The following is a 12,574-nucleotide window of genomic DNA, read 5'->3' on the forward strand; positions in this document are numbered from 1 at the left end:
ATGCCTAGTGAAGTCGCGATTAAGTCTAGAAGAGAAAGATACGTTTCAGCCTCTGATGAGGAGCGAATCGAAATAATAAACCGCGACATCTGGATAACATGTCCAAGGCACCAAGTTATCATCAAAACCATTCAAAATATTCTTCATCTTAAAGACGTGGAGCCTGCTCCGTGCGTCTTAGTGTGTGGCGAGGGCGGGTTTGGAAAAACTGCATTATTAGCTCACCTGCAAAGTGAAATGGAAATGTTAGCAAAGGTAAAGTTTATGTCCCTTGCTAACAATCCTGGAATGCTAAAATTTAATGAGCTTGTATTATCAGTACTAGGCGTGCCTATGCATCCAGGACGCTCTTCTCCCCGGAATATGATTCCGGCGGATCTAGTTAAATATGTTCGTAACAATAACATTAAAGCTTTGATTATCGATGAATTTCATACATCACTTACCGCAACGAGGCTTGAGCAAGAGAAAAATTTGAGCTTCATAAAGGCCCTTTCGGGTGCGCCCTACTTTCTTTCTATCATAGCTCTAGGTACTTCCATCGCAAAAAACGCCCTTAGTGTTGATCAGCAACTTTCGCGGCGTTACGAGATATTTGAATTAAAAAAATGGAAGCTTGATGATGAATTTAGGAATTTTTTAGCGTCTTGGGAGAATGCACTCCCGCTGAAGCAAGATTCCAACCTTTATCGGGATGACATAGCACGGGCATTATTAGGTCGCTCTGAAGGAGTTATGGATTTTGTTGTGAAAGGCATTAAATGGGCCGCGATACAAGCTGTTCTTACTAAGGAGGAAAAAATCACACCTAGCCTTATTGAGCTCGGCTACGAAACTCGTTACGGGTATCAATAATGCGTAAGAACTGGGCAGCACCACGTCCTGTATACGATGAAACTATTTCGTCATGGCTCTGCCGCTGTGCTTACAATTCTGAATGCGCTCCTTTAGTAATTGCTGATCTGAATGAGATATCAATTACAATGCCGAAGAGCGAGACGGCGGAGACTAGTCATCTACCGGACGTAAACTTTGATTTTAATACAGAAAACGCTCTTGCATTAAAGCTTGTTGAATATTACAACATGCCGAAGCGTGTTCTAAGTGGCGTATTTGGTTCTCACGGAGAACCAGTTCTTGCCCCCTATAGTTGTACTGCATATTGCCCTGAATGCATGGAAAATGACGTGAAGAACTATGGCCTTCCGGCCTGGCGAAAAAACTGGTGTTATGTCCATGCTCCGATATGCCGGTTTCATAGATCACTACTTCTAACGACCTCCGACTTTCAATACACTAAAGCATTTAGCGCCTATGCGGACCAAATCCCTTTGGAACCAGATGCGAATAAATCCAACATGCTCGAAACTGCCATCCGAAACCGACTGGCATATCGAGTACAGATTTGGCTGAGCAAATTGTATACAATCATCTATTACAATAGCTCTACTAATTCTCACTGTGAAATAATTAATTGCATTGAGATAATATTAAAAAGAATTCTCAGAATGCCTTCTCCTCGATTTCCTGGAGGGTTGGCAGATAACTTATTTTCGCCTCGTTACTCAAGAGGATTGGCTGACTATTACACGCTCAACCAGTTAGAGGATTTGGGCTGGGTGATGAGTTCACCTAGGCTGCGAATGGGAGCCTTATTGGTGCTAGGCTATCTAGTAGGGCTTTTTAGCAAAGCAGAAGTCGAATGGCTTATTTTTTTCTTTAGAGAAAAAAGTGCATTTTATAATTTGACGCATGACAAATTAGTTAAGTTTTTGTTTCCAGCTAATAACCACTTGGAAGCGTATTTAACGTTGTTGCCCTTTTTGAAAATTGCCAAATCAAAAGCCGCTATCGAATTCTTAACTCCATTCTTAAAGAAGGTAATAACTAATTGCAACGATAAACAAGGATTACCGCGAAAATGGCATTGTATCAAGAAGCCAGTATTGTTCGATAGTACTCTAGCCTGGCTTGTTGAGCGCGGAATATTGTCGCGATGAATGCTTTATATATCTAAATTTTCGAGCAGCAGTGTAGCGGTACTTTTAATCAACGCGCCGGACTGATAATACTGCAGTGCCGTCGCCACAGTGCGATGTTCAGTAAATGCCATGATTTCCACTAAAGGGACGTTTCGGCGTCCGGCCTCACTTATGAATCCCGATCTTAAGCTGTGAGCTGCCCAGTCTCCGTCTAGACCAGCCATTTCAGCACGGCGTTGAACAATACGCGCTACTTGATCGGCTGAAAGACCTGCTACCCCAACTCGACCACCTCGATACACCCTCCGAAATAACGGCCCAGTGGTGGCCGGGGCTGTTGCCAGCCAGGCGCTAAGCGCTCTAGCGGCAGGCCCACACAGCGGTTTCTCCCGGCGTACACCGTTCGTTTCCGTTTTAGTTACGCCGAGGGTATACAGCCAAGTGTCCTCGTTCAGCTGCCGCACATCACCGACCTGTAGCCCAACCACTTCTGAACGGCGACGGCCGCCACTCCAAGCGAGAAGAAGAAGGGCCCGGTCTCGTAGACCACGTACACCGTCGGTACAAGTGGCGAGCATGGCCTCGAGCGGTTCGCGGACCGCCGCAGTCTTTTTGCGCACAGTTACGCCCTCGCGGGCCTGAGCTTTCCGCGCTTCACGCAACAAAGTCTTCACAGCGACCGACTCAGTCGGGCTTTGCCAGTTCTTGAGGCCATGCCACTTTCCAAGCACCGCCAGGCGGTGGCGCACCGTGTTGTAGCTTAGGGCACCGGCCTTCGCTTTCACGCCTGCATTTATTAAAGCTATGTCCAGCGTCTGGGGCAGCATGTGCAGCCATGCCCCGGCTTCGGGGCGCGCGAGGTGATCAAGGATGAATTGCACCACTACCACTTCAGTGAGCGGCCCAGCATTTATTGCGCGGCCGTACCGCCCTTGCAGCCAGATTGCCCAGTAGGCGAGAGCACTTTGGTAGCTGCGCACTGTATTCGGGGCTATACCGGCAGCGAGGAAGGCAGAGGCAGCTGCGCGAGATTCAACACCGAGGCGATCAATGGACAAAGAATGATCGCCATTGTAATTGTCATACAATGTATTATTCATTACGTTCAACGTATGTTCTCTAATGATTCGGTTTTTTTAGGGCGGATAACATTCGATTATCAGACCTAATTTACAAGGGTGCTAGTGATGGCTGTCGGAGTACCGGAAGGCGAGGTGTTTGCTGCTGCCGATGCGGTGTTGGCGCGGGGAGAACGGCCCACAGTGGAACGTGTGCGCTTAGAATTGGGGCGAGGCAGCCCGGCGAGGGTGGGCGGGCTACTTGATAAGTGGTGGGAAGGGCTCTCCCTACGGCTCCAGGGGCAAAGACGCTTGCCCGAGCTTCCGGCAGAAATCTCGCAGGCGTTTGTCGCAGTCTGGGAGCTTGCGACGAACGCGGCACGCGGACTCGCGGAAGCCGAATTAAAGCAGCAGCGACAAGTACTCGTTGAGGAGCGAGCGCGGGTGGCAGAGACAGAGGCGAGCGCCCGGCAGCAATGTGCTCAGCATCGACAACACACCGCGACCGCGGTGGCAGCGCAACAGCTCGCCGAAACGCGAGTGGCCGATCTAGAACAGCTGCTACTGCAGCGCCAATCGCAAATTAATGACCTTCAGGGGCGTTGTGGTGACCTCAGCAAGGAGCGCGATGAAAGCCGCCGGGCCATCCTTGCTGGGTCGCAGCAGCTGCAGGCGCTGAGGGAGAGCGCTGAACAGGCTCGCTTCGCGCAAGATGCCTATACTCGCGGCGTTGAAGAGAGGGCGTACCAAGAGGTCGATCGGCTGCGCCAGGAGATCAAAGACCGAACACAGCAGCTCAACGAGAAAAACGGGCGTATCGAAGAGTTGCAGCGTTCATTAAGTTCAGTACAGGCAGAATTGAACCGTACCCATTTAGCAGCAGTGGCGCAGCAAGCGCGAAATGACGCACAGGCACAGGAGGCCAGGCAGACTTCGACGAAGCTGAAAAAACCGTCCGCGCGGCGAAATGTGAAACGGTTTTCCAGAGTGCGATAACGTTTGGTGCCAGCGTGATCGCGCCCCTTCTTAAGCATGACACGTATGACATTGATCCGGAGAGCGGCCTGATGAAGATAAAAAGCCGAATTGAGATGGAAACCGTCACCGACGTGTTATGCGACGTATGCCGTCAATCGACCAAGGTGAAGGAGGGCGCGCTGCAATTTGCATCGTTGCTTGCGCACTGGGGTTACGGGGCGAAACATGACGGGGAACGTTACGAATTCCATCTGTGCGAGAGCTGCTTCTTCCAAGCCATCGCCTATTTGAAGCAAGAACGACGCACGGCTTGCCTGTTCGATGAAGATCAAGAACGCGTCGATGACCGATTTGGGCTGGTGGCAACGGACGATTTTTTTGGTGACAGCGTTAGAAAATAGCCATCGAACCAACCACCGTTTATGTCCTTCCAGTCGGCCCAACGCGAGCCTGCGGCTTTCAAAATTGAACGGCTGCTGTCGGCCAAAAGCTGCCGTTCAGCTCTGTAGGCCAGCCAAGGCAGATCAGCTCACTACTCACCCCGGTAATACACGCAGATGCGATCTCGCCCAAGCTGATGTACATCCATCGATATCTCGTAGATTGAAGCCAAGGTCTCCGGCTGCATCAGCTCTGATGGAGGCCCCTGGAACACCACTCGGCCCTGCTGCATAGCGATGATGTGATCTGCGTAGCAGGAGGCGAAATTGATATCGTGCAACACCAAAAGCATCGTCTTTTTGAGCTCATCCGCTGCACGTCGAAGCACCTGCATCATGCCCACGGCCTGCTTCATGTCGAGGCTATTGAGCGGCTCGTCCAGAAGCACGTAGTGAGTGTCCTGGCACAGCACCATTGCGACGAAGGCTCGTTGGCGTTCACCTCCTGACATCTCATCTAGGTGGCGGTCAGCCAACGCTGTGAGGTTGAGGTAGGAGATAGCTCGTTCGATATGCTCTTGGTCCTGAACTGTGGGCCGGCCACCGGTGTGGGGATGCCGCCCAAACGCGACCAACTCTCTGACGGTCAGTCTCAACGGCAGATGGTTGTCCTGCCGCAGGATGGCCATACGACGCGCAAGGTCGCGGCCGTTGGCTTGCATCACGTCGGTACCATCAATCAAAGCCTGCCCATCTGAGGGCTTCAGCAGCCGGCTCATCATGGATAGCAAGGTCGACTTCCCGGCGCCGTTGGGACCGATCAGAGCTGTTATGCCGCCCAATGGAATCTGCACTTCAACGTTATCGACCACAATCGACTTGCCGTAGCGCTTACTAATCCCCCGTGCCTCGATCACCGCGCACCTCGCCTTAACACCAGAAATAGGAACAACAGGCCACCCAGAAACTCCACGATCACGCTGATAGTGGCGTTCAGTGAAAGCAGGTGCTCAAGCACGATCTGCCCTCCGACTAGAAAAAGAACGGCGTAGAGAACGGCTGCCAGCACGATGTGTGTGTGCTGGTGAGTTCGGATGGTCTGGTAGGCCATGTTGCTGACCAGCAAGCCGAAGAAGGCGATGGGGCCAACCAGAGCTGTGGATGCCGACACCAAGATGGATATGCCGATAAGCGTCAACGTGAGAGTGCGCGTGTAGTTCACCCCGAGATTGATCGCCGCGTCGCGCCCCAGCGCCATCACGTCGTAATCTCGCCGCATCCTCCAAAACAGCATTGAGGCAGCCGCTATGACTGCCACCGCAATGGGTAACAACGCCACGTCGATCGTGTTGAAGTTAGCAAAGAGGCGGTCTTGAAGGACGAGGAACTCGTTCGGGTCGATCAGGCGGATGACGAAACTGGCTAAGCTGCGGAACAACATGCTGCAGACAATGCCCACCAGCAGCAGAAGGTGAATACTGCGGGCGTCGCGTGCCGACACCCATCGGAACAGCAGGCAGGCGCAGCCGGTCATGATCACGACGTTAGCGATAAATGTCAGCGTCGGGTTGAGGCCACCTGCACCGTAGAAGGCGTAGATCGCGATCGCCTGAATCAGCATGAACAGTGAATCGAAGCCCATCACTGTCGGCGTCAAAATTCGGTTGTGTGTAATCGTCTGAAACAGCACAGACGACAAGGCAACGCAGTAGGCGACAACCAGCATCACCGCGAGCTTTCCACTGCGAAACTGCAGCGCGAAGTCCCAGTTACCATGAACACCGATCACCATGAATCCGACAATCGCGAGCAGCGCCATGCCCGCCAGCAGGGCCAACCTCCACCTGGTACTAGCCAAGGCGATGACCTCGCAAGTGCAAAAGCGCCAGTAGGATCACGCTGCCGAGGACACCCATCACCGTGCCGATGGGAACCTCGAAGGGGAAGATGATCAGTCTGCCCATCACGTCGCTGAAAAGCGCGAACGACCCTCCGACCATCGCCACCCAGGGCATGGTGCGCTTGATGTTGTCCCCCATCACCAGGTGGACGATGTTTGGCACGATGAGGCCAAGGAAGGGAATGTTCCCGGCAGTGACCATGACCACTGCAGACACTGCTGAGACGGTGAGCAACCCCAGGAAGGCAAGGCGACCGTAGTTCAGTCCTAGGTTCGATGCGAACTCACGCCCCATGCCTGCGACGGTGTACTGGTTCGCCAACAGGTATGCGATGGCCGTCAGAGCCAGACCTAGCCAGAGCAGCTCATAGCGACCTCGCAGTACGCCGGAGAAGTCCCCTATGGACCATGCGTAGAGCGACTGAACTAGACCGTAGCGGTAGGCGAGGAAGATAGAGATCGAGTGAATGATTCCGCCGAGAATCAAGCCGATCAGTGGGACAAGAAACGTGGTGCGCAGCGGGATTCGCGTTAGCAGCAGGATGAACACCGCACTACCAGCCAACGCGACCAGGCAGGCAAAAGCCATCTTCACAAATGGAGACGCTGCCGGCGCCACTGCCACCACTATCAGCATGCCCAGCATTGCCGACTCCATGGTGCCTGTCGTCGAGGGCTCTGCGAACCGATTGCGGACCAGCATCTGCATGATCAGCCCGGCGACCGAGAGGGATACCCCCGAAAGCAGAACCGCAAGTGTTCGTGGTAATCGGCTGTCGAGAAGCAGTTGAGTTACGTGACCGGTTTCTTGGCTGTGGAACAGGTCGAGAAGTGAAAAGCTGTCCGCCCCCAAGCTGATGCTCACCAAGCAGAGCAAGAGCAGAACGGTGGTTATCAAAAGCTTGGAGAACATGAACGCGACACACGAGCTGGAGAACGCGTCCATGACGGAACGTTCGGAGGTGAAGAAGGGAACCGGCTTTTCGGGCGACTAAGTCACTTGCTTCCCAGCACGACACTCAGGGTGTCTACAGTGCGCTGAAGCGCTCCAATCCCTGAAACGCCCACCATGTACCAGTCGTTGTTATCCAGGTAGACGACATGGCCCGACTTCCAGGCCTTCGAGCGGCTAACGATTGGGTTGTCGAGTAGCTGCTGTGCCGCTACTCCAGCAGTGCCAATAGCTGCATCACGATCGATGACAAACAACCAATCCGGATCAACCTTGGCGATGTACTCGTAGGAAATGACTTGACCATGCATCGAGATCTTCAGATCCGTTGCAGCGGGTTGAACGCCGAATGAATCGTGGAGTACGCCGAAGCGTGAACCTGGGCCGTACGCGCTGAGCTTGCCCCCGCTAGTGAGTACTATCAGTCCCGTGCCTTTGTTAGTCGCGAGCTCATGAAGCTTGGCAATCGAGAGGTTGAGCGCCTTGATCTTCGCCTCAGCCATCGGCTCCTTTTGATAGAGCTTCGCCAGCAACCTGGTGTTGTCTTCCACCTGGCTGACGAGATTGCGCGTGTCGACAGTGAGGTCGATCGTCGGAGCTATTCCCGAAAGCTGCCTGAACTTGGGTGCTGAACGATCCGCGACAATGACCAGTTGGGGCTTGGCGCCGTAAACGACTTCATAGTTCGGTTCGAACAGGGTTCCCACCTTGAGGTAAGCGTCGCTGCGGTACTTCTCCAGGCTGCCACTCCAGTTGTCCTCACCAACACCCTGCACATCCACACCAAGCGTATCGAGCGTGTCCAGGGCACCGGGATCAAACACCAAAGTGGGTTTCGGATCGAACGGCACATCAAGGCTGCCTTGCTTGTGCGTGATTTCAACCGCATGGGCGGCAGCTACATAGTGTGCTCCAAGCAGTACAGCGATCTTGGCGAATGCTTTAACGCCACCTTTGCGGATCATCTCAATGCCTCTGTCAGGATGTTTAGCAAGACCCTGCCAGGGTCACAGCTTGTAGCTCAGCGAGAACAGCAGGTTGCGCGGAGCTCCGTACACGGCCTGGCTGTAGAAGCCGACCATCTGGTAGTACTCCTTGTCGAAAAGGTTGTTCACGTTCATCGACAAGGTCGTTTGCTCAGTCAGGTCGTAGCGCGCCATCAACGACGCCAGGGCATACGATTCCTGATCCATCTTGACCCTGCCCAGGGGGCTGCTGCCCTCCTGATAGAACTGGCTTTGCCAGTTCACACCGCCGCCAACAGTTAGGCGAGAGAGCGCACCGGAAAGCTGGTAGGTGGTGAAGAGCTTCGCTGTGGTTCTGGGAATCGCGGTGCTCAGGCGTGCCCCTTCTCCGTCGGTTGCAGTGAAGTGAGAGATGCCGGCGAACATGTTCCAGCTGGGGGTGATTTCCCCCTGCAGATCGAGATCGAAACCACGACTTTTGGTACCGCTTGCGGCTACATAAGCGGTTCCACCCTCTGGCGTCCGATGATCAGGATCCTGCTGCGCGACGTTGTCCTGCTTGGTTTCGAAGAACGCCAGCGAAGAGTTGAGCTTTCCGCCGAAGTACGCCGCCTTGATCCCTACCTCGTTGGTGGTTCCTTCGGTAGGTTGGAGAACGTCACCATTGAGATCCCGCTGGGTCTGCGGATTGAAAATCCCCGTGTGGCTGGCATAAACCGAGTAGACCTTATCGAGGTCGTATACCAGACCGATGTAGGGGATGAATTTGTCATTCTTCTTGATGGAAACGACCGAGGTGTCGCTCTCGTAGCTGTAGTCGTTGAGTCGACCACCAACAATCATCGTCAGGGGGGCGGCCAGACTGAAGCGGCTGGCCACGTATACTCCGCTTTGCTTGATCGTGCTGTTGGTCAGGCTGTCATACCCGGCAGCATCGAAATCTGGTTTCGGGTAGTTGCCGTTGTAGTTGTACACATCGTCGATCGGGGCAAGCGTCGTCTTACGAATCAGATGGCTAGTGCTCTTCTCATCCGAAACGCGGCGAGACTCCATGGCGCCGACGACCAGTTCGTGATCACGCCCAAACAGTGCAAATGGACCCGAAGCCATGACGTCGACGCTGTTCTGACGTGCCTTGGAGCGGCTAGCCAATGCGTTTACTTGCTGTATGCCGGTCGCTTTGTCGGGATAACCCTCGGGCCCGAACAGCTCGCTTTCACTGTGTGTACGGCCCTGGTTGAACACTCCACGGAGACTCCAGCCATTGTCGAAGCGATGCTCAAGGCTGGTGAAGGCGGTGCTCAATGTGTTGTCCCACTTGCTCCAGTCGGCAGCGAGGCTCTTTGAGCGAGACCAGTCGGTGCGACTTCCGTCGCTATAGAACATTGGCAGGCCACCCCAGAGCATTCCACGAGGCATGATCTCCTGGTAGTCGTAGCCAACTCCAAGCGTGGTGTCGTCGGTGAGATCCGCTTCGACAATCCCGTAGAAGGCGTTCTTGTCCTCAGTGAAGCCGTCGACGTAGGAATGAGAGTCCTGACGAACGCCAACGACGCGGGCTCGTATGCGACCGTCTTCGGTCAGAGGTGTCGAGAGGTCTACGGTGCTGCGGTAGTTGTCCCAAGAGCCAGCATCTACGGATACCTCCCCTTGGAAGTCATAGGTGGGACGCTTGCGAACCATGTTGATCGACGCAGAAGGGTTCCCCGCACCAGTGAGTAGGCCCGTGCTGCCACGAACAATCTCCACTCGATCATAGAACGCGGTGTCCAGGTAATTGGCGCCATTCACGAAGGTCGTTGGAATGCCGTCGAACTGATAGCTGTCGACCGAGAACCCACGTGCGTAATAGGTCGAGCGGTAATCCAGAGTGTTCGCTGACATCCCCGTTGTGTTCTCCAGAACGTCTTTCACTGTGCGGAGTTTCTGGTCATCCATGTGCTGACGGGTCATCACGGTGACGGATTGAGGAGTCTCTCTCAGCGACAGTGGAAGCTTTGTGGCCGCGCTAGTTTTGCCGGTGGTGTAGGAACCGGAGCCTTCCGTTTCGACAGAGGCTGAAGCCTCATCAGATATCGTCAGAGCCTCCAGCTCTAGCGCTTCTGTTGCTGCTTGCTCTTGGCTTGTTGCTAGAGCCTGTCCTGCCACTACCGGCTCGAAACAGATAGCCGCGAACACACCTCCACAAATCGCAATACGACGCATTTCTTTAACCTGGCCGAAGCTTCCCACTAATGATCCAGCAATTATCCCTAGTGAGAGTTAGGCCTGGTGCTGCAAGAGCGCCAATAAATAACGACGATCCGTCATTCTGAGAATGGGACTCATCATCTGGCTTATCGGAAGTAGTTCCCTGGCGTCATTCCGAAGAGAGAGCGGAACGCAGCGATGAAGCTCGATGGATTGCTGTAACCAACTGCGTTGGCCACGCTGTTGACGGAAACATCATCGGCTAGCAGTTCAAGCGCCATCAGTAGGCGCAAGCGATGACGCCATTCACTGAACGACATTCCCGTATCGGCGTGGAAGATACGTTCGAGCGTACGAGCACTGGCTGCCGATGCTGAAGCAAGCTCCTGCAACGAGTACCTGGTTGTAGGGTCCGCCCGAAGCATGGCGACTGCTCGCCTTGCCCTCGGATCTTCGGGCTCCGGTAGGTTGACCGGCGCCTGTTGCAGATCGACCAGTTGCTCCAGGAGCACTCTGGTGAGCCTGCCGGCAGGAGAGTCCGCTGGATAGTCCCAAGGAAGCGAAACGGTGCTGGCAACGAGCTCTCTTACCAAGGGCGTTACATTCACCACGACACAGCCCTCCCACTTAGGTAAATCATCCAAAGCGGGGTCAATGTAGAGTGCGTGCAGGTCGACAGGACGCTTAGCCATAAAGGTGTGTTGAACGCCTCCAGAGATCCAGATTGCTCTGGATGGTGGAAGCACCCATCGGCCTGAGGGGGTAACGACGTGCATTACCCCTTTGATCGAATACATCAGTTGATGGCGAGTGTGGCAGTGCAGGTCGAGCCCACCGGGCTGCCAGTTCTCAGTAATGCCGACGACCTGAGCTTTAGCTTCGTCCGGATCAGCATGATCAAAAGTAGCTGTCACTGGCTGAGGTCGAGTAGATGTCGGCATCGTGAGTCTCTTATTGCTGTTCGCTGGAGCGCTGGAAAGGCACGGCCGAAACTACAGACATCGCAAGCACCATCAGTACTGCCAGAGTGAAGAACGCCAGAATCAGGCCAATGAAGTGCGCTACATAACCCACCAAAGCTGGGCCAAGTAGCACGCCCATGTAGCCGAGGATGCTGGTGGCCGCGATGGCTTGGGAGGCTGGCATGCTGCGTTGCTGCCCAGCGATGGTGAACAGGACTGGTACCACGTTGCCTGCCGCCAGACCTGCCAGGGCGATGCTAGCCAGAATGATCGGAAGCGAATCGAAATAGGCTACCAACGCAATTCCCGAGCCGGTCAGCAAAAAGCCACCGAGTAACATCAGGCGGTCGCCAATGCGCGCCACTACCCGATCACCGATCAGTCGGCTAATGGTCATGGCGAACGCAAACACCGCGTATGCCGAACCGGACAGAGCAACATCAACCTGCTTTTCCTTCGTCAGCAGCAGAGCAGACCAGTCGAGCATCGCGCCCTCGCCCAGGAAGATCAGCAGAGTCAGCAATCCAATCAGCAGAACCTTGCCTTTAGGGATGACGAACATTGCATGGTTATTGGCCGACCGAGTGGTGAAGAAGCCCGAAAATGCTGTGGCGATACAGGCGATGATGACCGCTGTGGCCACAAGCGCTGAAGCCGCCACATTCAGACCCGACGCAATGATCAGCGCCATTCCCCCTGCGCCGACAAGCCCTCCGATGCTGTACATGCCATGGAAACCGGACATGAGCGGCGCCTTAGCAACGTCCTGAACCTCAATACCATGGATGTTGGCTGCCACATCGATGGCACCCAGGGAGGCACCAAACAGCAGAAGGCAAAGCCCAAGCGCGATGGGAGTGGAGAGGATCGCAAGCAGCGGCAGCGCAATGGCCAGGCCGATAGCCCCTGCAGTGATAACCGGCTTGGTTCCGATCCTGCCGGACAGCATGCCGGCCAGCGGCATACCGATCACAGCGCCAAGGCCTAGGCAAAGCAGGATTGTTCCCAGCATCGCCGAGTCAGCATTCATACGCTGCTGTGCAAAGGGGACAAGTGGCGCCCAGCAGGACAGGCCAAAACCGGCGATGAAGAAGGCCAGACGGGTGGCGCGCTTTCCGCCGCTCAGATGAGCTGCTTGATTCGCCAACGTGCCGGGCTGGGTGGAAATATGGGTTTGTGGGGTGGAATGGCTCACGATATCTCCCGC

At 54.5% G+C, this 12,574-nt stretch carries 12 protein-coding genes; 4 read left to right on the forward strand and 8 right to left on the reverse strand.

Translation table 11 applies throughout. The features are described 5' to 3' along the window. Both IEY47_RS05260 and IEY47_RS05265 read left to right on the forward strand, forming a co-directional pair. Positions 1-855 carry a TniB family NTP-binding protein gene (locus tag IEY47_RS05260; protein WP_188982104.1) on the forward strand — a complete coding sequence of 285 codons (855 nt, stop codon included), beginning with the start codon at positions 1-3 and terminating at the stop codon, positions 853-855. Then, positions 855-2,000 carry a TniQ family protein gene (locus IEY47_RS05265; RefSeq protein ID WP_188982105.1) on the forward strand — a complete coding sequence of 382 codons (1,146 nt, stop codon included), beginning with the start codon at positions 855-857 and terminating at the stop codon, positions 1,998-2,000. The genes IEY47_RS05260 and IEY47_RS05265 overlap by 1 nt, the downstream gene beginning before the upstream one ends. Positions 2,001-2,005: 5 nt before the next feature. On the opposite strand, the gene IEY47_RS05270 is transcribed toward IEY47_RS05265, so the two are convergent. Next, positions 2,006-3,082: a site-specific integrase gene (locus IEY47_RS05270; protein WP_188982106.1), complete on the reverse strand. Its 1,077-nt coding sequence runs from the start codon at positions 3,080-3,082 to the stop codon at positions 2,006-2,008. Positions 3,083-3,169: 87 nt separating this feature from the next. Between IEY47_RS05270 and IEY47_RS05275 the strand changes: the two genes are divergently transcribed. Together IEY47_RS05275 and IEY47_RS05280 are read left to right on the forward strand one after the other, a co-directional pair. Then, positions 3,170-4,036 (forward strand): DNA-binding protein, encoded by an 867-nt coding sequence (locus IEY47_RS05275; protein WP_188982107.1) that lies wholly within the window; start codon positions 3,170-3,172, stop codon positions 4,034-4,036. A gap of 14 nt (positions 4,037-4,050) precedes the next feature. Next, positions 4,051-4,419: a hypothetical protein gene (locus tag IEY47_RS05280; RefSeq protein WP_308426278.1), complete on the forward strand. Its 369-nt coding sequence runs from the start codon at positions 4,051-4,053 to the stop codon at positions 4,417-4,419. Positions 4,420-4,550: 131 nt separating this feature from the next. On the opposite strand, the gene IEY47_RS05285 is transcribed toward IEY47_RS05280, so the two are convergent. The 7 genes from IEY47_RS05285 to IEY47_RS05315 form a co-directional block, all read right to left on the reverse strand. Continuing rightward, a complete protein-coding gene (locus tag IEY47_RS05285) occupies positions 4,551-5,315 on the reverse strand; it encodes an iron ABC transporter ATP-binding protein (RefSeq protein WP_188982108.1) in 765 nt (254 codons plus the stop codon). Continuing rightward, positions 5,312-6,235, reverse strand: a complete 924-nt coding sequence (locus tag IEY47_RS05290) for an iron chelate uptake ABC transporter family permease subunit (RefSeq protein WP_229779223.1) — start codon at positions 6,233-6,235, stop codon at positions 5,312-5,314. The genes IEY47_RS05285 and IEY47_RS05290 overlap by 4 nt, the downstream gene beginning before the upstream one ends. Before the next feature lie 13 nt (positions 6,236-6,248). Continuing rightward, a complete protein-coding gene (locus IEY47_RS05295) occupies positions 6,249-7,244 on the reverse strand; it encodes an ABC transporter permease (RefSeq protein WP_229779224.1) in 996 nt (331 codons plus the stop codon). A 50-nt stretch (positions 7,245-7,294) separates the two neighbouring features. After that, a complete protein-coding gene (locus IEY47_RS05300; RefSeq protein WP_188982109.1) occupies positions 7,295-8,215 on the reverse strand; it encodes a siderophore ABC transporter substrate-binding protein in 921 nt (306 codons plus the stop codon). Positions 8,216-8,257: 42 nt separating this feature from the next. Next, positions 8,258-10,420 (reverse strand): TonB-dependent siderophore receptor, encoded by a 2,163-nt coding sequence (locus tag IEY47_RS05305; protein ID WP_188982110.1) that lies wholly within the window; start codon positions 10,418-10,420, stop codon positions 8,258-8,260. Between the two features lie 131 nt (positions 10,421-10,551). Beyond that, a complete protein-coding gene (locus tag IEY47_RS05310; protein ID WP_373293519.1) occupies positions 10,552-11,346 on the reverse strand; it encodes an AraC family transcriptional regulator in 795 nt (264 codons plus the stop codon). 10 nt (positions 11,347-11,356) lie between these two features. Continuing rightward, a complete protein-coding gene (locus tag IEY47_RS05315) occupies positions 11,357-12,562 on the reverse strand; it encodes an MFS transporter (protein ID WP_188982112.1) in 1,206 nt (401 codons plus the stop codon). Positions 12,563-12,574: the final 12 nt, after the last annotated feature.

It is taken from the genome of Pseudomonas matsuisoli, from assembly GCF_014647635.1.
GTDB classification, from domain to species: domain Bacteria; phylum Pseudomonadota; class Gammaproteobacteria; order Pseudomonadales; family Pseudomonadaceae; genus Pseudomonas_P; species Pseudomonas_P matsuisoli.